This is a genomic window from Candidatus Nitrosacidococcus sp. I8 (assembly GCF_945836005.1).
Lineage (GTDB): Bacteria > Pseudomonadota > Gammaproteobacteria > Nitrosococcales > Nitrosococcaceae > Nitrosacidococcus.
Map to the genome: position 1 here is coordinate 1,514,113 of NZ_OX241534.1, position 25,321 is coordinate 1,539,433.

At 37.1% G+C, this 25,321-nt stretch carries 21 protein-coding genes and 1 pseudogene; 4 read left to right on the forward strand and 18 right to left on the reverse strand.

The window, feature by feature from the left end; genetic code table 11:
- Nucleotides 1-16: 16 nt before the first annotated feature.
- Nucleotides 17-1,507 (reverse strand): annotated as a pseudogene (locus OOL07_RS07440) (amino acid permease).
- Nucleotides 1,508-1,660: 153 nt separating this feature from the next.
- Here OOL07_RS07440 and OOL07_RS07445 point away from each other — a divergent pair.
- Together OOL07_RS07445 and OOL07_RS07450 are read left to right on the forward strand one after the other, a co-directional pair.
- Nucleotides 1,661-3,757, forward strand: a complete 2,097-nt coding sequence (locus OOL07_RS07445) for a DUF262 domain-containing protein (protein WP_264695916.1) — start codon at nucleotides 1,661-1,663, stop codon at nucleotides 3,755-3,757.
- 206 nt (nucleotides 3,758-3,963) lie between these two features.
- Nucleotides 3,964-4,830, forward strand: coding sequence for a restriction endonuclease (locus OOL07_RS07450; RefSeq protein ID WP_264695917.1), 867 nt, complete (start codon nucleotides 3,964-3,966; stop codon nucleotides 4,828-4,830).
- A 79-nt stretch (nucleotides 4,831-4,909) separates the two neighbouring features.
- Here OOL07_RS07450 and OOL07_RS07455 read toward each other — a convergent pair whose 3' ends face one another.
- The 7 genes from OOL07_RS07455 to OOL07_RS07485 all read right to left on the reverse strand — a co-directional run bounded on the left by OOL07_RS07455 (nucleotide 4,910) and on the right by OOL07_RS07485 (nucleotide 12,662).
- Nucleotides 4,910-5,113, reverse strand: a complete 204-nt coding sequence (locus OOL07_RS07455) for a hypothetical protein (RefSeq protein ID WP_264695918.1) — start codon at nucleotides 5,111-5,113, stop codon at nucleotides 4,910-4,912.
- A gap of 285 nt (nucleotides 5,114-5,398) precedes the next feature.
- Nucleotides 5,399-7,291 (reverse strand): Z1 domain-containing protein, encoded by a 1,893-nt coding sequence (locus OOL07_RS07460; RefSeq protein ID WP_264695919.1) that lies wholly within the window; start codon nucleotides 7,289-7,291, stop codon nucleotides 5,399-5,401.
- A 4-nt stretch (nucleotides 7,292-7,295) separates the two neighbouring features.
- On the reverse strand, nucleotides 7,296-8,315 hold the full coding sequence (locus OOL07_RS07465) for a restriction endonuclease PLD domain-containing protein (RefSeq protein WP_264695920.1): 1,020 nt from the start codon (nucleotides 8,313-8,315) through the stop codon (nucleotides 7,296-7,298).
- Nucleotides 8,316-8,325: 10 nt separating this feature from the next.
- The gene (locus tag OOL07_RS07470) at nucleotides 8,326-9,402 is read right to left on the reverse strand and encodes a DNA cytosine methyltransferase (RefSeq protein ID WP_264695921.1); all 1,077 of its coding nucleotides are present in this window, start codon (nucleotides 9,400-9,402) and stop codon (nucleotides 8,326-8,328) included.
- A gap of 524 nt (nucleotides 9,403-9,926) precedes the next feature.
- Complete coding sequence (locus tag OOL07_RS07475; RefSeq protein WP_264695922.1) at nucleotides 9,927-11,696, reverse strand: WD40/YVTN/BNR-like repeat-containing protein; 1,770 nt, start codon at nucleotides 11,694-11,696, stop codon at nucleotides 9,927-9,929.
- Nucleotides 11,697-11,698: 2 nt separating this feature from the next.
- Nucleotides 11,699-12,355, reverse strand: a complete 657-nt coding sequence (locus tag OOL07_RS07480; protein WP_264695923.1) for a hypothetical protein — start codon at nucleotides 12,353-12,355, stop codon at nucleotides 11,699-11,701.
- Nucleotides 12,336-12,662 (reverse strand): hypothetical protein, encoded by a 327-nt coding sequence (locus OOL07_RS07485; protein WP_264695924.1) that lies wholly within the window; start codon nucleotides 12,660-12,662, stop codon nucleotides 12,336-12,338. Before OOL07_RS07485 ends, OOL07_RS07480 begins: the two co-directional genes overlap by 20 nt.
- Nucleotides 12,663-12,858: 196 nt before the next feature.
- Here OOL07_RS07485 and OOL07_RS07490 point away from each other — a divergent pair, with 196 nt between their 5' ends.
- Complete coding sequence (locus OOL07_RS07490; RefSeq protein ID WP_264695925.1) at nucleotides 12,859-14,895, forward strand: NAD(+) synthase; 2,037 nt, start codon at nucleotides 12,859-12,861, stop codon at nucleotides 14,893-14,895.
- A 32-nt stretch (nucleotides 14,896-14,927) separates the two neighbouring features.
- Here the strand turns inward: OOL07_RS07490 and OOL07_RS07495 are convergent, their stop codons facing one another.
- The 6 genes from OOL07_RS07495 to bioB all read right to left on the reverse strand — a co-directional run bounded on the left by OOL07_RS07495 (nucleotide 14,928) and on the right by bioB (nucleotide 20,335).
- Nucleotides 14,928-15,629 (reverse strand): MlaC/ttg2D family ABC transporter substrate-binding protein, encoded by a 702-nt coding sequence (locus OOL07_RS07495; RefSeq protein ID WP_264695926.1) that lies wholly within the window; start codon nucleotides 15,627-15,629, stop codon nucleotides 14,928-14,930.
- A 130-nt stretch (nucleotides 15,630-15,759) separates the two neighbouring features.
- A complete protein-coding gene (gene bioD / locus OOL07_RS07500; protein WP_264695927.1) occupies nucleotides 15,760-16,431 on the reverse strand; it encodes a dethiobiotin synthase in 672 nt (223 codons plus the stop codon).
- A gap of 9 nt (nucleotides 16,432-16,440) precedes the next feature.
- Entirely contained in the window at nucleotides 16,441-17,340 is a 900-nt protein-coding gene (bioC, locus tag OOL07_RS07505) for a malonyl-ACP O-methyltransferase BioC (RefSeq protein WP_264695928.1), read from the reverse strand.
- Between the two features lie 18 nt (nucleotides 17,341-17,358).
- The gene (gene bioH / locus OOL07_RS07510) at nucleotides 17,359-18,135 is read right to left on the reverse strand and encodes a pimeloyl-ACP methyl ester esterase BioH (protein WP_264695929.1); all 777 of its coding nucleotides are present in this window, start codon (nucleotides 18,133-18,135) and stop codon (nucleotides 17,359-17,361) included.
- The gene (gene bioF, locus OOL07_RS07515; RefSeq protein ID WP_264695930.1) at nucleotides 18,132-19,292 is read right to left on the reverse strand and encodes an 8-amino-7-oxononanoate synthase; all 1,161 of its coding nucleotides are present in this window, start codon (nucleotides 19,290-19,292) and stop codon (nucleotides 18,132-18,134) included. The genes bioH and bioF overlap by 4 nt, the downstream gene beginning before the upstream one ends.
- Before the next feature lie 8 nt (nucleotides 19,293-19,300).
- On the reverse strand, nucleotides 19,301-20,335 hold the full coding sequence (bioB, locus tag OOL07_RS07520; protein ID WP_264695931.1) for a biotin synthase BioB: 1,035 nt from the start codon (nucleotides 20,333-20,335) through the stop codon (nucleotides 19,301-19,303).
- Between the two features lie 29 nt (nucleotides 20,336-20,364).
- Between bioB and OOL07_RS07525 the strand changes: the two genes are divergently transcribed.
- Nucleotides 20,365-21,084 carry a ComF family protein gene (locus OOL07_RS07525; protein WP_264695932.1) on the forward strand — a complete coding sequence of 240 codons (720 nt, stop codon included), beginning with the start codon at nucleotides 20,365-20,367 and terminating at the stop codon, nucleotides 21,082-21,084.
- Here OOL07_RS07525 and OOL07_RS07530 read toward each other — a convergent pair.
- Genes OOL07_RS07530 through OOL07_RS07545 form a run of 4 tightly spaced genes read right to left on the reverse strand, consistent with a single transcriptional unit; the run spans nucleotide 21,077 to nucleotide 25,312 of the window.
- The gene (locus tag OOL07_RS07530) at nucleotides 21,077-21,925 is read right to left on the reverse strand and encodes a thermonuclease family protein (RefSeq protein ID WP_264695933.1); all 849 of its coding nucleotides are present in this window, start codon (nucleotides 21,923-21,925) and stop codon (nucleotides 21,077-21,079) included. The genes OOL07_RS07525 and OOL07_RS07530 overlap by 8 nt on opposite strands.
- 5 nt (nucleotides 21,926-21,930) lie before the next feature.
- Nucleotides 21,931-22,788: a 4-hydroxybenzoate octaprenyltransferase gene (gene ubiA / locus OOL07_RS07535; RefSeq protein ID WP_264695934.1), complete on the reverse strand. Its 858-nt coding sequence runs from the start codon at nucleotides 22,786-22,788 to the stop codon at nucleotides 21,931-21,933.
- A gap of 27 nt (nucleotides 22,789-22,815) precedes the next feature.
- The gene (gene recG / locus OOL07_RS07540) at nucleotides 22,816-24,951 is read right to left on the reverse strand and encodes an ATP-dependent DNA helicase RecG (RefSeq protein WP_264695935.1); all 2,136 of its coding nucleotides are present in this window, start codon (nucleotides 24,949-24,951) and stop codon (nucleotides 22,816-22,818) included.
- Nucleotides 24,929-25,312, reverse strand: a complete 384-nt coding sequence (locus OOL07_RS07545) for a RidA family protein (protein WP_264695936.1) — start codon at nucleotides 25,310-25,312, stop codon at nucleotides 24,929-24,931. Before OOL07_RS07545 ends, recG begins: the two co-directional genes overlap by 23 nt.
- Nucleotides 25,313-25,321 lie beyond the last annotated feature (9 nt).

Consider the following 25,321-nt stretch of genomic DNA (forward strand, 5'->3'; position numbering starts at 1 on the left):
AAATAAATCAAGTATTTTACTCCTTGCTTAATAAGCTATGGCTCATCCCATAGCTAAAATATAGGAATAACCCTAGCCCCATCCAGAGAATAAAACGCCAAAGAGTAGTGATAGGAAGGCCGCTTAATAAAACAAGATGACCTTCCAGCTTCCAAGGCCAACCAATAATCAAAAATAAAGAAAATAAAACCCCTGCCGGTGCAATGATCCAAATCATGGGCATTTTAAACGCCCTAGGCAATTCTGGGTGCTGTATCCGCAAAATAAACACTGCACAACAAATCACAATAAAAGCACTTAAGGTACCGATATTGACCAGTTCAGTTGCCTGCTCAATAGGTAAAAATCCTGCTGCTAAAGCGGTGAAGATGCCAAGGATTAAGGTAGGTCGATAAGGAGTTTTATAGTAAGGGTGTATTTTGGAAAACCATCTAGGTAACAGCCCATCTCGAGCTAAAGCAAACCAAATTCTTGCAGCTCCTAATAAGAAAGCAAATAAGACGCTAGTCATTCCCATAATTGCTGTAATATTTATAATTCCTCGTACCCAATGAAGATTAAGGGCTTTAAATGCTGCATCTACCGGAGCATCACTATTTAGCTCAGAATAAGGCACCAGCCCAGTAAGCACTAAGGACACAGCAAGGTATAAGACAATAGATATAGCAAGGGAAAATAATACTGCTTTAGGTAAATCCCGCTTAGGATATTTTGATTCTTCCGCTGTTGTGGTCAAGGTATCGTAGCCAAAGCAAGCAAAAAAAACGATACTAGCAGCAGAAAATACTCCAGGTCAACCAAAGTGAGGGATGCCCCGATCATCTTCTATATTAGATGGTATAAAGGGTTGCCAATTTATTGGGTCAATATAAAAAATTCCAACTAAAATGACGAGCAAAACCCCGATCATTTTTAGAATCACAATCAAACTATTTACTCTCATTCCCCAAGTGGTTTTTAAGGTAAGTAACCCACTGACTCCTAAAGTAATCAAAGCAGCAATTAAATTAAAAACCTTACCACTATCAGGATTAGTAGGATCCCAAGCACCTTGTAAAGTGGTGGGGAGCTCTAACCCAGTAAATTGGGTAATCAACGCTTGCATATAACCGGACCAACCAATCGCAACCACTGCCACAATCAAGCTATACTCTAAGAGTAAATCCCAGCCAATAACCCATGCACATAACTCCCCTAGCACCGCATAACTATAGGTATAAGCACTACCAGTGACCGGAATCATGCTAGAAAATTCCGCATAGGATAAAGCAGCACAGCTACTGCCTAACCCTGCAATAATAAAACTAAACACTACCCCGGGACCTGCATTAACTGCAGCTTGTTGTCCTGCTAAGACAAAAACCCCTACCCCAATAATAGCTCCAATCCCAACCGCAACAAGTTGCCATAACCCAAGGGTACGTTGAAATCCATGGGAAGATTGATCGCTCTCTACTTGTAATTGGATAACGGATTTACGGCGAGTTAAAGCGGTAAATAAATTCATAACCCCCTAATGTACCTGAATGAAGGCTTCAGGAATAGCTAATTAGAAACTTTATGAAAGGCACTTATCTGAGTTAAGCGGTTATTTTATTCTCTATATCAATGAGATGGTAGAATGATTGAAACCCATTTTACGCATAAAAAGGATATAAATATGAAAACAGATAATTGCTCTATCAGTGATGTTTTAGAGAAAAACTCTACTTCTTTTTTCATCCCACCTTTCCAGAGATCTTACGCTTGGGGTAAGACTGAAATTGAGCGCTTTTTCGATGATATGCTACGAATTATAGAATCAGAGCTAGATCCGAAACAGATCGATAAGCTCGAACATTTTTTTGGAACTCTTGTAATTAAAAATGAAAATGAAGTGCTTGCCACAAAATCTATTGTAGTAGATGGACAACAGCGACTTACCACTACCTTATTATTTTTAATTGCATTACGGGATTTAGAAAAAGATACAAATAAACAAAATCTTATCACCCAAAGGTATCTGATTAATAGTACCTCTACTTTTCAAGACAAGATAAAACTAAAACAAGTCTCTAAAGATTGGGAAGCATATAAAGCCCTAGTAAACAAAGAATCCCCTGAACAACTCGGAATTATTTGTAATGCCTATGGGCAATTTGCCAATTTAATAAAAAAACAAGCTCGACCAGAAATTGAACTTGAGCACTATATCACTGCCATCAGAAGAATGAATGTTGCGGTAATTTCCCTAGATGAACGACCCTACAAAGGCGAAGATCCGCAAATTATCTTCGAAACCCTAAATTCACTAGGTAAACCGCTTACCCTTTCAGATTTAGTAAGAAATTTTATTTTGCTTAATATGAAGAGCGATGATCAAGCAAGAATCTATGAGCAGATTTGGTACCCTAAAATTGAATCTATCCTAGGGGATCATATCTCGCATTTTTTCCGTGACTATTTACAATATAAAGTATCACGCTTAATTAAAGTAGTCAGCGATAACAATACAAAAGAGATCTATCATCAGTTTAGAGGTTTTGTAAATAAAGAATTTACTGATCGTAGTCAATTTATTGGCGATATTATCCAGTATGTAAATTGGTATCACTGGATAATTAATACAAATCCAAAAGAGATTGGCCAAATCGCTCACAGTGCTGGCAATGACAAAGAAATAAAAGAATTACTTAGAAATATCTTCCATGATATCAAAAGCGATCCTTTTAAACCCTTTGTTTTAGGATTGTTGGAGTACCACCAAGATAAAGAAAAAGCAGTACATTTAAGCGATGATAAGCTCATTTCTATTTTGAAAATAATTTGTACTTACTTAATTCGTAGAAGAACTCTAGGACTAACTCAAGGAGAAAATAAAGAGATAGTTTTATTAAGTCACCGTATTGAAGAATTAGCCGATGAAAGTACCTCTATGCTTGAGCTACTCTCAAATATGCCATATAACGCAAGGCTGCCTAATGATGGGGAAATTAAAAAAAGACTTCAAGAAATGGATTTTTACAATAGCGTAAAAAACTACGGAAAATTCATTTTTGGAAAAATAGAAAAATGTAACACAAAAGGAGTTGTTAATTTTCGTAATTCAAAAATTACTATTGAGCATATTATGCCACAAAAATTAAATAAAACATGGGAACAGGAATTAGGGGATAATTTTTCTGAAATCCATAAAAAATATCTTCATAATATTGGGAATCTAACTATTACAGAATTCAATTCTGAAATGGGTAATAAATCATTTACCGAAAAAAAAGAAAAATTTAATCAATCTGCACTATACTTTCGGCTCGATATTATTAATCAGGAAAAATGGAATGAAGAAAGTATCTTAGCTCATCAAAATAGTATGATCACTTGGTTCTTGAATACATTTTCTTTACCTGATAAATATAAGGAAAAAGATAATTGGAAGATTAACTCATCTACTACTAAGACAAATACCTTTTCACCCCTTGATGAAGAGGCAGGTGAGATTGCAACAGGGAATAAGCCTGAAAAAGTGAGTATTGATGGCACTGAATACCCTACTAAATCATGGCAAGATGCTTTTTTAGCATTCCTTCTCTATATTAGAAATAGCTCAGAATTTGATTTTGAAATTATATTAAATAATCAAAATGATCTCTTTGGAAGAGAAAACATCATAGTAAAATGGGTTGCTTTTCAGGATTTGGTTGAAAATGAAAATGAAAATGATTTAGAAAAAAATATAAAACCTTCACAGGGAAGTTTTGGCATGAAGAAACAAATCTAAGCGACTCAACCCTTCTTATTCATATCAATATATCTGCTGCAACTTGTGTAAATAGATTAGCAAGTGTTATGAACAAGTACGGGCTACCAAAAAATTTTATTGAAATAACATTAAAGCGTTAATAATTTTTTTCTAGCTAAACTGCTTGTAAAATCCAAAGCCATACAATCCTAACAAACCATCTCCAACCTAAATAAATATTAAAAATGGATGTGTATTTTAAATATAAATATGATGAGCTGTTTAATCCTACCCTGCAGGCACTGAAAAATCTGGGTAACTCTGGATCGGTTAGTGAAATTGAAGCAGAAATTATTAAAATTCTGCAGCTTAGTAACAATGAAGTAGATGAAATTTTGAGAGGGAGTACCACTAAACTAGCCTGTAGACTCTCTTGGGCAAGATACTATCTTAAAGATTATGGATTACTAGAAAATTCTTCGCAGGATATTTGGTCTTTAACAGATAAAGGACATAAAGTTACTCAAGTAGATCCAGAAGAAGTAAAGCGATTTATCAAGCAAAATAACCAGCAAATAGTTAAAGAAAAAGCTCAAATATCAGAAGAATCAAATAGTAGTTCTAACAATCAAATTGATGAAGTAAATGAGCTTACTTGGCAAGATCAGCTCCTAGAAACTATCAAGAAAATTACTCCTGATCAATTTGAAAAGTTGTGTCAACGGCTACTCAGGGAACTTGGATTTAAAAATGTGGTAGTAACTGGAAAATCTAATGATGGGGGGATTGATGGCAAAGGGATTTTAAGGATTGGTCATGTTTTATCCTTTCATATAGTATTTCAAGCCAAAAGATACCAAGGCACTGTTTCTTCCTCAGTGGTGCGGGATTTTAGGGGATCAATGGAAGGTCGAGCAGAAAAAGGCTTAATTATGACCACGGGGGTATTTAGTCTTGAAGCTCAAAAAGAAGCAGAAAGACCAGGGGCAAAACAAATTGATTTGATAGATGGTAATGAGTTTATAGAACGACTCAAGGAACTAGGATTAGGGGTAGAAATTGAAATGGTAGAAAAAGTAAGCATTAAACAAGATTGGTTTAAAAACTTATAGAGAATAGTTTTTCAAAAAAAAGGCTGAAGAACATACCCCAGCCTCATCAAATAAATAGAGAATATTTATTTTAAACTCACTAAGAAGCCCCAGCCCCACAAAAAGCGATTCCGGCATCGATCCAACCCTCATCAAGCAGAGGTTCCAGTACCGAGCGATCGGACACATAACGAAAACCGGACTCTTTACCTTGAGCAGGACCATTATTGTAGGCATGGTATATTGGAGTATAAGAATCAGGGCATACTTGAGTCCCATCAGTGATTTGAGCAGGAATTGCCATAAAGGGATACTTCTCAAAATTCCATCGAGGGGTATTCTCTGGAGTTTGAGCTTGTAGATCTAAGAGCTGATTACATTCACTCGGAGAAATAGTCCAATAATGACTATTAGGTCCGGGGTTGAGGGATTCATAAAATTAGCACACATAAGCCCCCATACTACAGGGTATTATCATCCATTATTTTCGATCTCATCATGATGTGTTGGCTGGTAGCTCTTTTGCATTTTTAGTCTGGCTTTGTGCGGTTGGAAAAATGCAAATATACTACCAAAAGTAGTGGGTGTTTCAACCTTTCACATCGTAAAAACAAGCATCGCCGGGGAACTTAATGTTAGGTATCCAAAACGGTTTCCCTTTCCAACCTTTTGAAGTTTGTCCGTTCACACGATACAAAGTCAGAACTAATGCCCTGTTGAGTTTGTCGCCAATTTTTCTGTCAGTAGGCGATAGTAATGTTCCTGTACCGCTTGAAATATCTCTGTCCCTGCGAATGATTAAATAACATTTCGTACTTGGTCTTTTTACGCTTAACGATTGTACGCAATTATTAAATTTCTCATTGTCCCAATCTTCTATGTCCGTACTGCCAACATGTTTTAAAAGTTGTTGAATGGTGACAAACGTTGTGTTTTCTATTTCTTTTTCGTTTTTGTAAGATGATAACAGTTCGTCAACTTGTTCAGCGTTGTTTTCAAGTGGATTATTTGGAAAGAAGTTTACACCTCCCGCAACAAAATTCAAAAACTCGTTATCAACAACATTTTTACGAGTAGGTCGTATGTTTTTAGGGTAAATCAACTGTATTCCGTCCAAGCCAAACTCTTCTATTTGTTTTATCAGAACACGGTTTGAGTTGTTTAATTCCGTGAATAATCTATGCAAAGTTGGCGGAATATAAATTCTCATCAAGCCTGCGCCTCTATCATAACCGAACATTCGAGAATGTTGCCAAAACGTGTCTGCTTGTGGTGTTTTTGATTTACGACAATAATAAATAGTTTGTAGTTTTGATATTGTTATTCCTCTGCCTAAACTGTTTCCGCCAACGATAATATTATATCCTTTGTTATAATCTACCTCTATTGAAGATGTTGAATTTAGTATAACAGTCTTGATTTTTTGCTCGAATAATAACGAAGTTATCTGTTGTTTTATGTCCTCAAAATTTGTTATGTCGGGTTTTGACATTTGTAAATCAAGCCATGCCCTACGTAGATTGTCTTCAAATATTGTACTTTCCGTTTCTAATTCTTCAAGTAGGAAATTCAAATGTTCCCCAATTTTGTTTGCAAAAATTTCGTGATCATTTATTCTTACGCTTGGGTGAATTAGAAAATTACAAGTGTCTTGTTTACTTTCATTACAATATGCACAAACTACAAGAAACGACATTAAACTATCTCGTAATCCCTGCGGTATAAATTCGCTTTCCTGTTTTACTTTATCTAATTCGTTTTCTTCAGTGTAGCGAATGCAATAAGATGTCGGTTCTGCATAGAAAAAATCGCCACCTAAATAATTGTCGCCCGGTTTAAAATAATTTACAAATGCAGGTTTCCAACCCGAAATTTCAGATTGCAAAAGTATTGATTGTGGTGTTGCTGTAACTTGAAAATAAATGCTGCTGCTTGCTAAATCTTTGATTGAGGCAAGATGATTATTGATTGTACTTACTCGTTTCTTATTTATCAATGTATTCAAACTTGCTGCATCTGCCTCATCATCTACAATAACAATAGGATTTGATGAACAATAATTAGAAGAAGATAAATGATTACGCCATTTTTTGAGAACATTTGTATTCTTTTTAAGAACGACAAGAATAGTTTTTTTCATTTCTGAATTAAAAAACGGCACATCATCATACTCACCAAAGACATCAAATGTTGTCAGACTGCTGATTGCTCTTTCGTAGGTTTGTTTTTGTAAATAAACATTGTCAGTCGTAAGCATTAGAAAAATAGGAAAACACTCATCTGCTAATTTTGCAATTATGCCTAATGTTTGGGCAGTTTTTCCACTCTGAACATTGCCTAATAAAAGACCGTTAATGTTGTTTGTATAATCAAAGTGTTGTTGAATATTTGAATAAACAGAAGTTGATGTATCTATAATTGTTCTTACAAGACCTTGATTGTCAATTTTATTTGTATATTCTGATAAATTACTAACACCCATTTTATTAAAATTCGATTAACCATAAATTAGGGTCGTTAGTTGCGGACAACTTCATTTCGCTTCTTCCGTATTGTAATAAAACATTTTCAGTTACAGGCGTTCCCATTGTAAGTGCATTTTTCTGTTCCAATTTACCTTTTATCCACTTGCCTAAAACTAATAAGTCATCAGCAGAACGAAGGTTTTTACCATAATCGCCCGTAGTTTTACAACTAAAACGCCAACCATCGTCTGTTACGACATCAAAAGTTCGTTTTACTGGATAATTTGGTTGCCGTGTTATAGTTACTGGCACTATAATTTCGACTTCATACCAAGGTCGAGGCATTTCAAAACCTCTTTGATTTATTCTACCTTTCCCAAAATAAACATTTAGGTTACTCTTTGCTTCTGTTTTCATTGGAATATCAAAAGAAACATCAGTCTTTGTATTCCATATTTGAGTATGTTCTGTCGGATTTAACTTTTTTACACCATAATGATTTTCTAATAGTTCATTGTTTTCATTAAATTTATCAATTTGAAAATCTGTAATTGGCTTGCCGAGCTTACCGAATAAATCTCGAATAGATTTATCTATTGTTTTAGCGTTGTCTTGCTCAAAAAAGCAATCCGCCTCATAAATTTTATTTGCTGATAAAAGGCTGCTTAAATTAGATGAGCCTATAATCGCACTAAAACATTGTTTTGTATCGCAAAACGAATACATCTTTCCGTGAAATCGCACTGCATTTGATAAGTATACAATACCTCTGTTTTGCTCTTGTAAAGTTTCATTCAATGCCAAAGCACAATCAAATTGTTGTTTTGTGAAGCCGTCAAAGTAGTGCATACCAATTAGCATTTCAACATGAGGTTTCTCATTCACTTCAGCCATTTTCTTTAATTCAATCAAAGAAGCAGAAGAAATAAATCCTGTGGCAATTCTGATTAGTTCGGCTTTTGCCAAATTCTCAAGCCAAACCTTTGGCGTTGTTCCGTTTGAAAATTTTGCAGGTTGATGATTCGACAGTAATAATTCCATAGGTAAAGTATTAAGCAGTTATCATTGCCAATCGTTCAGAAAAAGGCATTGCAATAAGATCTTTCCTTAACTGCTTCAAATCAGTTGTTTTGTATTTATCCATAAAAAGAGGTAGAAGGGTTTTTGCCAATTCTTCAACTCCTTTTGGTGGGACAGCATTTCCAATTTGTCTCCGTACTTCTGTTGTAGACCCCTCAAAAACGAAATCATCAGGGAAAGATTGTAATCTTGCTCTTTCTCTATTTGTTAATGCTCGTGGTTCGGGATAGTGATAGCCCCAAGTTCCACCACCACCTGCTGCAATAATCGTTTTTGCAGGTTCATCAAGTTTTAGCCTGCGATAAACGTGACTTATCAAGCCTTTTACATAAAGAGGGTGGTTTTTTGGTATATCTGTGAAATTTCCACCCTCTGGAATTAGGCTTAACATTTCACGAGTTTTGTCCGTTATTCTCAAAAGTTCGTTATTGTATTTAGTTTTTTCAACCCCTTTTAATGCTTCTCCTGCTGTAAAATATGGTTTTCCGTTTTCTATTCCGTGAGTTGGTTGTGGGTGTTCAAATTCAAAACCTGTATCCACTCTAATTCCGACAATCAAAACCCTTTCTCTAAACTGTGGCACTCCGTACTCTGCAAATTTATAAAGCTTGGGAATAACAACATAACCCGGTTTGATTTTATCAAAGTCCTCTATGATTTGTTGAATTGCTTTTTTCTCGTTTGCTGTCAACAGCCCTTTTACGTTTTCAGCGACAAAGACTTTTGGTTTTTTCGCATCAACAAAACGTAAAAAACTTTTGTATAAATTTCCTCTTTCGCCTTTAAGTCCAGGTTGTTTCCAAATCATAGAAAAATCTTGGCAAGGGAAACCACCCAATATTAGATCGCAATCAGGAATAGATTTGTCTGTATAAGGGTCAATCTCTTCAATATCTTTTTCAACGATGATGTCGCCAAAATTTTTCTTAAAAGTTTCGCAAGCCCAATGAGCAAAGTCATTAGCCCAAACAGTTTCATAGCCTTGATTGTGAAAACCAAGGTCAAGCCCGCCACATCCTGAAAAGAGGGACACTATTTTAGGTTTCAATGCTCAATCTCCTATTACTTAGTGAGGTGGAAAGATTGTGCCTAGCCAGCCGAAAGTAATCCTGTTAGCCTAAACACTGCTACAAAATATACAGCAACTCAGAATATGTGATCCATAGTTTTATTGAATTCATCTGTCTCAGATTGCTCTGGTTCAGAACGTATTTCTCTGATTTCAGGCATAGGTACAGCCTAGCTCTATCTATTGCAGCCATTAATGCTGCCCTTCTTATCTGCGTATCCTTAATTTCTCCTATTTGTCTTAAGGTTTTGGAATTGATTGTTTTCTGTTCTAGCATGTCTAACTGTTGCTCTAAGTCATGATATTTTCTCCTGTTTGCTACTTGATTAATATTTGATTAAAACTCTTACTTATAAGCCTATCTAGCTTAATATTAAAGGGAAAATGAGTAAGTAGAGTGTATCTAGACTAATGATTTATCCCCAGATTCCTTAAATTGTTTAAGAAATAAGGGGATTTTATAGCCCCTTATATTAAAGTTAGAAAAGACTATTTTAAACTAACTAAGAAGCCCCAGCCCCACAAAAAGCGATTCCGGCATCAATCCAACCCGCATCAAACAAGGGTTCAAGTACCGAACGATCGGACACATAACGAAAACCAGACTCTTTGCCTTGAACAGGACCATTATTATAGGCATGATATATTGGGCTATAAGAATCAGGACAGGACTGAACCCCATCGCTCACTTGAACAGGAATTGCCATAAACGGATACTTCTCAAAATTCCAGCGAGGGGTATTCTCTGGAGTTTGAGCTTGTAGATCTAAGAGCTGATTACATTCACTCGGAGAAATAGTCCAATAATGGCTATTGGGTCCGGGATTGAGGGAGCCATAAAACTGACACACATAAGCCCCGACACTACTACCTAACACACTCCATGCAGTAAAACTCTGTCCAGTAGGTGCCCAACCAGCCCCTGCTACCCCTGAGGCCCCCATCGCCTCTGGATCGGTAGTCATAAAGTATTGATCAATATTGGAATTATAAAATTCAGTAACTGTCACCGTATGCTCTTGATTAAAAGTAGTCCCTGCTTGAAGAGCATTAAACAGATCCGTACGTAAGGCACTAGCCGTAGTAGGTAATCCTTCAGGTACTGCCTGCCCCAATCCAAAACAGTCCAGATCAGCACAAGTAAAGTAGCCTGCCGCACTGACCGCAATCAATAAGCCATGGGCATTAGTGACACTATGAGGAATACTCAGTAATCCTTGGTTCATTCCTTGCCAATCGCCTAAAGGATCAGTATCAATCATAATGCCAGTATCAGTGCCTGCTACCATCATGGGTTTTAAGGGCGGGGCTTGAGGAACAAAAACTAAGCCATGAACCGGTTGGGTTAAGGTGGTAAGAGTCCAAGACACACCCCGATCTTGACTTTGGTATAAGCCTTGATTGGAAAGAGCGTAGGCAATTTGAGGATTATTAGGATCTAATACCACTCGTACGGTTTTTTCAGGAAAGCTGCCATTGTCTACTGGAGTCCAGGTAGCTCCTAGGTTGGTGGATTCCCAAAGTCCCGAAGGATTATTACCAAATTCTGAAACATTAGCCCATAGTCCTGTACCTTCTGGATTAGCTAGTAAATTATAGCGATCATCGCCGATTCGGAGATTAGTATCATCATCAATCTGTGCTTTTACTCCTTGCCAAGTTTGCCCTTCATCGGTGCTAGAATAAATACTCTGCACTCCTATTCTCATCCCCCCTACAAGCAGGGTATTGCCAAGACGCACTGGAGGACCCGTGAAGGTATAGAGAGTGGTATCTACGTTAGCTGGGTTGGATGCGTCGATGTCAAATAAAGCGGTAGAGCCAACTAGCTCTCCTTCTGAAGAATAGTGCATTACCCAATTAGAGCCATAAAACTGCAACATACTCCCATCTTTTGTTTCAATAGCATTATAATTAGATATTTGAAGGCTAGATGGATAGGGAACCTCTGCAGTAGGCTGTCTGTTAGGAATTAAAATATCGGCCACAGTTTTGGGAGGATGAATGACAAATACCCCTTGTGAATGAAAATCATAGCTTTCTTGTGTAAACATATTGGAATACTGTAGCCAAGCATTTTGAGTACCTACGATGGGTACCAAAGCAGGATTTAACAGCTCTAGTAGCCCTTGAGAACCAATATACACTTGTGGATAGATACAAGAATCTTGCTCTGGGCATAGCTGATGCCATTGAGTAGCTTGAACAACAGGTACAGAAAGTAAGCTACTGAGAGCAGTGCTTAATAAGGTAAATTTTCTAAGCTTAGTCATGATTAAAACCATCCATAGCTGAAATTATTGACGTAAATCGTCCAGTTATTACCTCCCTTTACTGAGCCGATAAATAAGCTTTTAGCAGTAGAATCTAGATTTGGTGTTCCATTTGGCCAATTTTGGCTAAGTACATTTAAAGTTTTCCAAGGGGTTACGGTAACTAAATTACCATTTTGGTATTCTTGAACTTGATAGCTTACCCATTTACCTGTGCTGGCCTGAATACTCATACGATAATGGGGCTGAGGAGTGCCACCTGAATGCAATTCAGCACCACAACTATTAGGACCATTATAAGTTAAACTTTGCTGATCCTGAGGTCCTTGAGGATTAAGGAGTTGTGCCCAACCTTCAATTTGGGTGGTATAAATCATGTTTGATCCGCATCCATGCAAAAGATCTTGTGAGTTATTTCCAAAGAAAGCTCCCCAGCCATGGAGGATTTGTTTAAAGAAAGGCACGATAATGTTGTGGGTTGCTTGTCCCTCATAGTTTGGACTAGTATAAAAATCAAAGCCAACCCACTGAGTGCTTACAGTATTAGAAGTGGTCGTCGTAAGACAATAAATATTACCAAAAACATTTCCTGATGAATCTCCATAAATCGTAAAATTAGTAGGTATTGGACATTTTTCTTCAGATTTCTTCAGACTCATTAGGTCCACTTGATTGAGTATTATAATTATCTAGCTTATCTGGCTCTTGCAAAGGCAGTATGCCAATTTGAAATCCAGCCGCTTTTAATTCATCAAGCTCAGCTTGATCTACACTAGCTTGGATTACATCGTAGGTATTATTTTTAGGATCAAAATCTAGCTCAATTCTAAAAAATTGCCCTGTTTCTTCATCTTGTTGGATATAAACGGTTGGTTTGGAGTCTATCTGTGCATCAAGAGCGTAGATAGATGGGGGTGCAGCGATGAGCATCCCAATGAGGAAAAGATAACATCTAGAAAACATCATTTTATTTACCTCCGGAATAAATGATTAATCTCTAGGTCATTTTAGCAGCTTTTAAAAAAAAGATAAAAACTATTAAATATAGTACAAAATATTTGTATTGCAAGAAAAGAATAATATCCTAGTTATCTATTTGAAATACAAATTTCTTTTTTTAGATTAAACTGATAATAACTCGTCTAAAAAGGTGCTGTTAGATATGATCAATAATCATCATTTTTTTAATCTATACCACCATAACTTTGTTCGTATTGCCGTAGCTATTCCTTGCGTAAAAATAGCTGATCCTCAATTTAACAGTCAAGAAATTCTAAATTTATTAGAGCAAGGGATTAAGGATAAAAGTATTTTAATAGCATTTCCGGAGTTAAGCCTCTCTGGTTATAGCTGTGGCGATCTTTTTTTCCAACAAGCGTTATTAACGGAATGTGAGCAGGCTTTTTATTGGCTTCTAAAACAATCTCAAAATCTCCCTATTATTGGGGTGATTGGAATGCCTTTACTAATAGAGGGATCACTTTTTAACTGTGCAGCAGCTTTTTATCAAGGGAAAATTTTAGGAGTAGTACCTAAAGTTAGCTTAGCAAATCATGAAAGACGGCAATTTACTTCTGTTTCTCGTATTTTTAAAAAATATGTTTCTATTGCAAATCAAGATATTATTCCTGTTAATCCCTATTTACTCTTTAAAAGTAAGGAACAGCCATTATTTAGTTTTCATATCACGGTAGGTGAAGATTTTTCCCCTATTCCCTCTTCTTCTTATGGTGCTTTAGCAGAGGCTCACGTCTTAATTAACTTAACTGCATCTAATGCTGGAGTTGATAAAATATATAATCGTTCCCAGCTAATCAGCAGCCAATCCCAACGGTGTTGTGCTGCTTATTTTTATGCCAATGGAGGATTTGGAGAATCTACTACAGATTTTGCATGGGATGGGCAAGGGATAATTTATGAAAATGGTACTTGCCTTGCTCAAACCCAGCCTTTCTCCTATCAATCTCAATTGATCAGCGGTGACATTGACTTAGATAGTTTGCAGCAAAGCCAGATTCGATCTCACAATTTTTCTGAAGCTTGTTATCAGCATCAAGAACTTCTTACAAATTTTGAAACAATTTCTTATTCAATTTTTCTTCCTTTACAAGAGAGGTTACTACTGAAGCGAATTTATTCGCGCTTTCCTTATCTACCAAAGAACCTAGAAAAACAAGATAAACGCTACCAAGAAATCTACGCAATGCAGGTACAGGGATTAGTTAAACGACTACAAACTACTGGAATAACTAAAATAGTGTTAGGGGTTTCTGGAGGATTAGATTCTACCTTAGCCTTAATTGTATGTATGGGAGCTATGGACATTTTAAAGTTATCTCGTAGTCATATCCTCGCTTATATCATGACTGGATTTGGTACCAGCGAAAATGCACTCATTCGGGCAAGGCAGCTTACTACTGCAAGTGGGTGCCAAGTCCATGAAATGGATATTTCCCCTAGTGCGATGCAAATGTTGAAAGATATTGGTCATCCCTATGCAGAAGGTAAGCTGGTTTATGATTTAACCTTTGAAAATGTACAAGCCGGTGAACGAGCAAGTCATTTATTTCGGATCGCTAATTTCCATCAAGCCCTTGTGATTGGTACTGGAGATTTAAGTGAAATGGCTTTAGGTTGGTGTACTTATGGGGTAGGTGATCATATGGCACACTACCATGTGAATAGTAGTCTCCCTAAAACCTTAATTCAGTCTATGATTAGTTGGATAGAGAAAAGCCAAAAATTTGGGGAAGAAATGAGTGTTGCCCTAAAAACTATCCTAGCTAGTGAAATCAGCCCAGAGCTTATTCCCATTGAAGAAAATCATCCTATCCAGCGATCTGAAGATACAGTAGGTCCTTATCCGCTTCAGGATTTTCATCTGTATTACACTTTGGGTTTTGGCTATTCGCCTAGCAAAGTAGCTTTTCTTGCGTGGTCCGCATGGCATGACTTTAGACAAGGTAATTGGCCAGATCATATTGAAGATCACCGCTGCCAATATACTTTGAAAGAAATTAAACACTGGCTAGGTGTGTTTTTGAAACGCTTCTTTCATTCAAGCCAATTTAAACGAAGTGCGATGGTAGATGGTGTAAGTGTAGGTTACAGCTTATCACCTAGAGTGGGTTATCAAGCACCGAGTGATAGTGAAATTACCACTTGGCTAAACCAGCTAGATAAAATCCCAGAGGAATAATTATCTGCTGGTTTAGCTATTAAATAAAACTACTATTTCTTATTAGATTTTTCTTTCTGAGAACTTTTATCATCATCCGTTGCTTTCTTTTCCATGACTTCCTTATTATGAGAAGCAAGTTCATCAATTAAAGCCTGCATCCCGTTAGTGTGGATTTTATTGGAAAATTCAGCCCGATAGTTAGTAATTAAACTGATTCCTTCTACTAATACATCATCTACTTTCCAGTCTTTTTCTTTATCTAAATAAAGTCTAAGAACGATATTGGCAGGATCTCCACCTCCATCCCTTTCTGCAATAACCCTTACATCGACTCGTTTTGCATCAGGTGGATAATTAACTGGGGGAACTTGGATTTTATCTTTTATAAAGGTGGAGAGATCTTCAGCACTATATTTGGTTAAAGCAATAATATAAGTGCGTAATAGTAGTTGACGAAACTGATCGGTAAAATCTGTTTTTTGCTGATCGGTCGCATCACGCCAGTATTTTCCTAACGCCCGTTGGGATAATCTTTTAAAATTAAAATGAGGAACAATATATTTATTAGCTATATCATAGAAGAACTCCGGATTATCATTAACATTTACATTTTTATCTTTGAGCTCTTCAAGTACTTTCTGAGAAGTAGTGAGTACTACGTCTCTAGGAGAAAGATTATCTCCTGCTTGAGCGATATTTAATCCTAAAGCAATTAAGAAAAAAATCCCAATAGTTTTGCATTGTTTAATCATAGGTAGGATCTGCACCGTTAATTAAAAAATAAGTTTTTAAAAGTTTTAAGATAGAGGTTTCTAATTCTTAGAGTTACACAATAAGCTTAAAAATTTCTTAATTTTACACCACATAGACCTATGTAACTCCTTATAGTTCCAGACTAAGGTGTTCTGATATTTTTTCAGCAGTTAGTTGATCTAAATAAGGAATAATACCTAATAGGGGTGCAGATAAGTGTTCACGAAGGGAATGAATATTCTCCTCTACCCAATCCATCTGTGGTTGTACTTGATTAGCAATCCATCCAGCCAAGGGAAGTCCTGATTTTAAAATAGATTCAGAGGTGAGTAAGGCATGGTTAAGGCACCCTAAACGCATACCTACCACTAGAATTATAGGCAATTTAAATAACTGAGCAACTTCTACCATAGTTTGCTTTTGATTAATAGGCACCATCCATCCCCCTACCCCTTCTATAATGATTACGTCAGATTTGATAACTATGTCATCGAAGTGATTTTGTATTATCTTTAAATCAATTTGGGTATTTTGGTGTTGAGCAGCTAAGTGAGGTGCAATTGGTAAGGATAAATTATGGGGATTAACTTGCGGGTAAGTTAGGGAAATACTTGAATGATCTCTAAGCAGTAGTGCATCTTCATTACATATACCTAGTGGAGTAGATATGCAGCCACTAGCTACTGGCTTCATTCCAGCTACTTGGAATCCCTGTTGTTTAAAGTAGGTGATTAACCCTACACTAATCCAAGTTTTACCAATTCCTGTGTCTGTACCAGTAACAAAAAAACCTTTTGCCATAAATTAAAATCAGAAGGGTGTTTTAGGAGTAGTTCTAGGAATCCGTTTAAATCCAGTTAAATCTCTACGCCAAGCATGGCCGAAAATAACCTCAAAGCTGGCAGGTAATCCCTCTGAGCTACGAAAAGATTCATAATATCGAATCATTTTTTGTTGCCGATTTTTACCCATGAGTCCTTTATTTCTGCCAGATCCTACTGTATGAGCTCCTAAGTTTTTCAAATCTTTCATCAGTTTATAAACATCTGAGTAATTTAAAATATATCGCTCTACATCCATCACTGGATTTATAAAATCTCTATGTACTAGTTTATCTCCAATATCGTGCATATCCATAAAGGTATTAACATGCTGATTTTCATCTATGGTAGCCCAAGCTTCTCGAAGCTCTTTTAGAGTATCAGGACCGAAAGTAGTAAATACTAATAACCCCTTGGGTTTTAAAATTCGCTTAAATTCTTCAAAAACAGAATCTAATTGCCAGTTCCACTGAAGGGCTAAATTTGAGTAAATCACATCCACACTTTCTGAAGTAAAAGGTAGATTTTCTAAATCACCACAAACGCAGTGTACAGCTCCTAGGGTAGAGGAAGATTTTATTTTTCCTAAAATTTTGGAAAATACTCGAGGAAATGTATTTTTAAATCGCTTTTTTGCTTGTTGCACCATATTAAATGCGAAATCCAAAGCAATAATTTGTGACTCTTGATAGCGTTGATGTAATATTTCTGCTTGTAGGCCTGTGCCTGCTCCTAAATCCACAATAAGTTTAGGGCTTAATTTCTCTAGATCTAGCCGATCTATTAATTGTTCTCCCACCATTTTTTGTAATACGGCAGTTTCATCATAATGGGCAGCTGCTTGGCTAAAGGCTTTTGCTATTTTTTTCTTATCAATGGTATAGTCCAAAACGTGCTCTATTTGTAATTAGGGATAATTAAGTATCAATTCTAGTGTATGCCAAAATTCTTTAGGGTGAGAGAGAAATGGAGTATGCCCTGCATTATCAAACAGATAAACCTGACTTAATGGTATTTTATTTTGCACCCAGTCGCCTAACTCAGCAGGGATTAAACGATCTTCTTTGCCTAAAATAAAAGAAAGAGAGCATTTAATTTTAGCTATATCTTCTCTCAAATCCCCTCCTTTAAGAATATTTAACATTACCCCTAAGCCATAACTATGAGAGCAATTTAATTTAATCTCTGCAATGAGTGCTCTAGTTAAATAAATGGCTTCTTTAATGCCCTGATTTTGTAACAACACAAATCGTTTTAAAGTATCTTCTGGTTTTTTTTGCAGCCCAACAGAAAAGTTATTAAATATTTCAGCATTAATTCCATAAAACCAATCATCAGTGGTAGTAAATTTAGGGGTGGTTGCTACTAAGATAAGCTTATTAACAATAGCTAGTTGGTAAATAGCAATATATAGCCCAATTAGTCCACCTAAGGACCAACCGAGCCAAATAGCAGGAGACGGGGCAGCTACTGCAACCATAGCAGCAATTTCAGCTAAAGATTTTTCCTCAATGAGTAGCTGGCTATGACCATGACCTGGTAGATCGATCAAAGTTACCCTAAAGTTTAAAGACAATTGATCGGCTAAAGACTTCCAAATACCACTATTAAATCCCCAACCATGGAGTAATACAATATCAGGTCCTGATCCTAGCTGAGTAATATGGAGGCTATGGCGATTCATATACTATGAGCAAGGCTATCCAATAACTGATTTACTTGCTCTTCAGTATGATCGGCAGTGAAAGTAATCCGAAGCCGTGCAGTTCCTTGCGGCACTGTAGGTGGTCGAATTGGGATAACAAAAATCCCACGCTTAAGCAATGACTGGCTTATTTCAAGAGCTTTTTCAGAATTTCCAACTACAAGAGGTTGGATAGGTGTTATTGAATCCATTAATTTAAGCCCTAATTGCGCAGCCCCTTTGCGAAAGTGCTGAATAAGGAAAGTTAATTTTTCTCGGCGCCAAGATTCAGAGCGGGTAAGCTGTAGGCTAGCCAAGGTGGCAGTAGCTACTGCTGGTGGTGGCGCGGTAGTATAAATATAAGTACGGGCTTGTTGAATTAAAGTTTCAATGAGTGCTTCTTCTCCTGCCACAAAAGCCCCAAACGTACCTAAGGCTTTCCCAAGAGTCCCAATTAAAATAGGCACTTGGTTTTCACTTAATTTTAAATATTCTAAAGTTCCCCTTCCTTGATCTCCTAGTACCCCTAATCCATGAGCATCATCTACCATTAACCAAGCATTATGTTGCTCTGCAGCAGTGCTCAGTGCCACAAGAGGGGCAATATCTCCATCCATACTAAATACCCCATCCGTAACTACTAATTTACGCCTATGGATACTAGACTCTAAAATATTCTTAAGAGCAGAATCATCCCCATGGAAATAGCGTTTAAACTCAGCACCACTAAATTTTCCCCCATCAATTAAGGAGGCATGATTCAAACGATCCTCAATCACTAAATCTTGCCGTCCTAATAGAGCATTTATTACCCCAATATTTGCCATGTAGCCCGTAGAAAATAATAATGCTCGAGGGCGATTTACAAATTCTGCTAATGCTTCTTCTAAATCATGGTGTGCTTGGCTATGACCAGTAACCAGATGAGCAGCACCACTTCCTATTCCATATTGATTAGCTCCTTGAATAAAAGCGGTATGTACTTTAGGATGATTAGCAAGACCTAAATAATTATTACTACAAAACCCTAAAAATTTCTTGTCATCTACTTGGATAAAAGAACCTTGAGGTCCTTGGATGATTTTTCGGTATCGATAAAGAGATTGGGCTTTGCGTTGCTCAAGATCAGCTTTAAGAGCAGCACTTAAAGAAAGCACAATTTACTCTAAGAAGATAAAGAAGCAGAACATTGGCAAGTGGAATTAGGGGTTTTCTCTAAATTTTTAGTCGCTGAAAAAGCTAGCCCTAATCGCTTTAACAGTTGCTGATCCCGATTCATTTCTGGATTGGGGGTAGTGAGTAACTTATCTCCACAAAAAAGAGAATTAGCACCTGCAAAAAAGCATAGAGCCTGTAATTCATCGCTCATGGTTTCTCTACCGGCAGAAAGTCGTACAAAAGATTGAGGCATTAAAATACGGGCACAGGCTACGGTACGCACAAATTCAAAGGGATCAAGAGAGGGTGCATTAGCTAGTGGTGTGCCTGCGACTTTTACTAACTGATTAATCGGGACGCTCTCTGGATGATAGGGTAAATTGGCTAGACTTGCCAGTAGACCTGCTCGATGAGATCGCTCTTCACCCATTCCCACGATTCCGCCACAGCAGACATGAATCCCCGCCTCTCTAACTTGTGCTAGGGTATCCAATCGATCTTGGTAAGTACGGGTAGTAATAATTTCCTCATAAAACTCTGGCGAGGTATCTAAATTATGATTGTAATAATCTAATCCGGCTGCTTTGAGCTGTTCGGCTTGCCCCGGAGCCAACATCCCTAAAGTAACGCAAGTTTCTAAACCGAGGGTTTTTACTTCTTTTATCATGCCTATAATTTTTTCAAGGCTTTTCTCTTTTGGGCTGCGCCACGCAGCCCCCATACAAAATCGGCCAGCACCTTGGGCTTTCGCTTGAGTCGCTGCTTCAACTACTTGATTTAGAGATAATAAAGGCTCAGATTCTACTGAAGTTTGATGGTGTACACTTTGAGGGCAATAGGCACAATCTTCTGGACATCCCCCTGTTTTAATACTCAATAAAGTACTTGCTTGGATTTGATTGGGATCGAAATACTGGCGATGAACAGTGTGTGCTTGATAAAGTAAATCCGTAAATGGTATCTCAAATAAATTGAGTATTTCTGCTATGGTCCAATCATGACGTAACTGAGATTGTATTGTGGGAGATGAGGAGAGATCCATATTCTTATTTTTAAAAAAAAGATTACCTTGTGTTTATTCAGAATGTTTCACTTATTCTAACAGCATTAAAACAAAGTCTATATCCTCCTACTTGTATCTTATGTGGTGCGGCTGGAGATTTAGGGTTAGATATTTGTACTCCATGTCGATTGGATCTTCCTTTATTAGGCACTGCTTGTTCCCAGTGTGCTAATTCCCTTACTAAAGATACACCTACACTCTGTGATGATTGCCAACAACATCCTCCGCCCCAAAAAAACACCTTATGCCCTTATATTTACGATCAGCCTATGGATTATTTAATCCAACAATTAAAATTTCGCCATAAACTATATTTAGCTCCTCTACTTGGGGAACTAATGGTGCAATTTTTAAAAACTCGTTTAGACACAATACCAGAGTGCATTATTCCTGTACCTTTGCATCCCAAACGATTAAGAGAACGGAGATTTAATCAAGGCTTAGAAATTGCTCGTCCTATTGCTCGTGCATTTAATATTCCTATTGATTATCAATCTGTAGAGCGGATTCGAGATACCCCGCCACAGTTAGGGTTATTACAAACGGATCGAAAAACTAATTTACGTAATGCTTTTTTAATTAAGAAAGATTTTCGCCTAAAACATATAGTCATTATGGATGATGTGCTGACTACAGGAGCTACTGTAGGGGAACTGGCTAAAGTGTTGTATCAAGGAGGTATAGAGCGGGTAGATGTTTGGGTTTGTGCTCGTAGTCTACTTAAATAATTTTAAGACTACTGGGATGATTGACTAAAATAGAGTAATGATCTTGACGACGATTGACCCAGCCCCGTACTTCTACTTTTTTCCCAAGATAATTTTCAAGAGGATCAAAATAAGAAAGTTGTTCTTGAGGAATGCGTATATCAATATTTTTACTGAATACTAAATAAGTATACTTTTGTGTTTGCTTAATTTTTTCTGGAGTGCCCCAATAGCGATTCCAGCCCTTTTCATACTTTCCTATTGCTAACTTGGCAATCGATTGTGGTGTATAAGCTGCCATATTCCAAATTCCTAATTTGGCAGTTTCGTCTTTACTTTGAGCTTGAGTCAGTTGATTACTATATTTAAAGTTAGGAGGAATTAAACTCACGATTGCTAGACCCTCTTCTACTAAACGTAAATTAATATGGGTACCATCTAGAGCAAATATATGGGCTAAAAGCCGCTGATAGTGATCTCGCTTTTCCTTATCAAGTTCTAATGTTATTTTTTTCCCTTCAAGCTGGGATTTAAGCCAACCCTTTGCTTCATCCCCACCAGGCTCTGCAGGGCGAAAACGGCTTTCTATTTCAGGGGTGTTAATCCCTAATAATCGAATTTTTTCTCCTCCTTTAAGGTGAATGGTATCTCCATCATAAACACTTTTTACCTCATACTCGCTATGATTTGGATTATCTACCTTAACTTGAATTTCTTCAGCATCAGGATGAGGGCGATCGCTATAATGGGTTACCCCTTCTGAATCTGTCCACCCATATATGGCAGCCTTTACAGAAAATAGACTAAGTAAAAGAATCCATAATAACCAGCTATTTTTTAATTTAGGAATCAATATTTTCACACTGATTAAGTCATTAAATAATGAATGGCGATCCCAATAAAAATAACCATACCAAAATAATTATTATTTAGAAAAGCTTGAAAACACTTATTGGGTTCTCGATGTCTAATTAGATACTGCTGGTAAATAGCAAAACAACTTGCAATGAATAATCCAATAAAATAAAAATACCCCAATTGGACTAGCAATCCTATCCAGGTTAATAGTAAGGTTAATACAATTTGTAATACGCCAGTGATCAATCGATCATTAGGACCAAAAAAAATTGCCGTTGATTTTACCCCAATTCGTAAATCATCCTCCCGATCTACCATGGCATAAAAAGTGTCATATACAGTGGTCCAAATGATTGCTGCTAGAAATAGCAACCAAGCTACGAATGGTATCGTATTTGTCTGTACTGCAAAAGCCATAGGTATTCCCCAGCTAAAGGCAGCACCTAAATACACTTGGGGTAGAGGCGTGTAGCGTTTCATAAAAGGATAAGTGGCTGCTAAAAATGCCCCAATAAAAGAAAGTTGAATAGTAAAGGTATTAAGTAACAGTACTAAGCTAAAGGCAGTTAGAGATAATCCAATGAATAGTAAGATTGCTTCTTTAGGTGAGGCTATACCAATAGCTAAAGGCCTGCCTTGAGTACGTGCAACATGGGGATCAAAGTTTCGATCGGCAAAATCATTAATCACACACCCAGCAGATCGCATTAAAGTAACTCCAATTAAAAATATAATCAGTACTTTTAAACTAGGCTGTCCTTGGCTTGCAATCCATAATGCCCACAAAGTAGGCCATAAGAGTAAATAGATTCCAATAGGTTTATCTAACCGCATTAATTTGGCATAGACAATTAGTTGATTCATCATATTCATTTAATATCGATTGAAACAATACTATACATCCTTATAGCGACTCCCCTCTCCTAACCATCTATGGATGATTTTAGGAATATAGCAAGAATATTGAGTTATTAGTTTATCTGCTACTTGATCTACTTTTGCTAGTAAATCCTGATCACGGAGTAAATTAGCAATTCGATAAGAAATTAATCCAGTTTGGCGGGTGCCTAATAACATCCCTGGGCCACGAAGCTCAAGATCAAGACGAGCAATTTCAAACCCATCCTGGGTAGTACGCAAACAATCCAATCGAGCTCTACTTAGCCTAGATAAAGGACCATGATACAGTAAAATGCAATAACTACGCTCGGTACTACGCCCAATCCGTCCCCGTAGTTGATGCAATTGAGATAAACCTAATCGTTCTGCATTTTCTATCACCATTAAACTAGCATTAGGCACATCTATCCCTACTTCAATGACTGTGGTAGCTACTAACAATTTTATATTTCCTACTCTGAAATTTACCATCACCGATTCTTTTTCTTGAGGCTTTAGCCGACCATGTACTAAGCCAATGTTCAATTCTGGTAATAGCTGGTTGAGATCTAAGGCTACTTTTTCTGCAGCTTGTGCTTGAAGAGTTTCCGATTCCTCTACCAAAGTACATACCCAATAAACCTGTTTTCCCTCCCTACATGCCTCTTGTATCTTTACAATCACTTCATTTCGACGAAAATCAGGAATAGCTACTGTCATAATGGGGGAGCGCCCTAGGGGGAGTTGATCGATGATTGAGGTATGAAAATCTCCATAGGTAGCCATGGCTAAAGTGCGAGGAATAGGGGTTGCGGTCATAATCAGTTGGTGAGGACAGTAATTGTTATTTTGCCCTTTTTTTAGTAGGGCAAACCGCTGTGTTACCCCAAAGCGGTGCTGCTCATCTATAATAACTAGCCCTAGATTATGAAATATAACCTCTTCTTGAAATAGCACATGGGTACCAATAATTAAATGAATATCTCCTTGCTTTAGCCCCATTAAACACGCTTTCCGTGCTTTGGTATTGCCTTTTGAAGGGAGACGCTCAACCCTAATCTTAAGGGGAGAAATCCAGTGTTGAAAGACTGCTAAATGTTGCTCTGCTAATAGTTCAGTAGGCACCATCAATGCAGCTTGATAACCTGCTTCTACCGCTTGCAATATTCCAAAAGCTGCTACAATAGTTTTTCCTGATCCCACATCTCCTTGAAGGAGTCTTTGCATGGGGGTATTTTTTGCAATATCTCTTAAAATTTCTGCAGTGACTCGTTGCTGTGCTTCAGTTAAAGCAAAGGGAAGGATAGCTAAAAACTGCTTAATCAGCTTTCTGCTTGCTTGTAATACAGGTGCTCGTAATTGATGAGAATGAAATTTTAATTGTTTTAAAGCAAGACGGTGTGCAAGCAGTTCATCAAAAGCTAACCGTTGTTGTGCTGGGTGCTTTCCTTCAGTAAGAAGAGCGATAGGAGCATCGGGAGGGGGTTGATGAAGATAGTAAATTGCTTGATAAAAACTAGGTAAGTAAATGAACTTAAGAAGTACGGTAGGTAAACTCTCCTCTATTTCTTTAATATTTAACTCATTGAGAATTCTTTGTATTAAACATCTCAAAGTAGTTTGACTTAACCCATTGGTTATAGGATAAATGGGAGTCAAATAAGAATCAATTAAACTATCTTTATCCTTCAATACTATCCACTCTGGATGGATAAACTCTAAGCTTTTTATTCCTTGGTGCACTTCTCCAAAACAACGTATATGAGCGTTAGGAATAAGTAATTTTTTTTGCCAATAATTAAAATGAAAAAATCGAATAGAAACACTTCCAGTATCATCAGTTAAGCAACAGGATAGTAAAGGTCGACGACCTGGGTAAATATAACTAGAGGTGAGTTTTCCTTGAATAAGTGCTTCCGTATCTACCTGTAAATTACCGATAGGTGTAATTCGGGTTTTATCTTGATAGCGTTGAGGAAGATGAAAAAGCAAATCTTGGACTCTATAAAGCCCTAATTTTGCTAACTGCTTAATTGTACTTGGCTTAATTTCTTCTAGATCAGAAATTAAAGTCTCTAAGAATCTGCTCTCTTTATTTTTACTATCAAGGCAAGAGGTATATTTTTTACTAGGTAAGGTGGATGATGGCATCCATTTCTATTGAAGCTCCTCTGGGAAGTGCTGCAACACCAAGTACTGCTCGTGCTGGGTAAGGAGCATTAAAATAATTTGCCATAATTTCACTTACTAAAGAAAAATTGGCTAAATCGGTTAGATATACATTTAACTTAACCACTTGATCTAGATTACTATCTGCAGCTTCTGCCACTGCCTTAAGATTATTAAATACCTGTCGAATTTGGGCTTGCATATCGCCTTCGACTAAGGTCATAGTTTCAGGAGCTAGAGGTATTTGCCCCGAAAGATAAATAATATCCCCTACTCTAACCGCTTGTGAATAAGTACCAATTGCGGTAGGTGCGTTTTTTGTTTGAATAATCTGGCGAGTCATAATACTCCT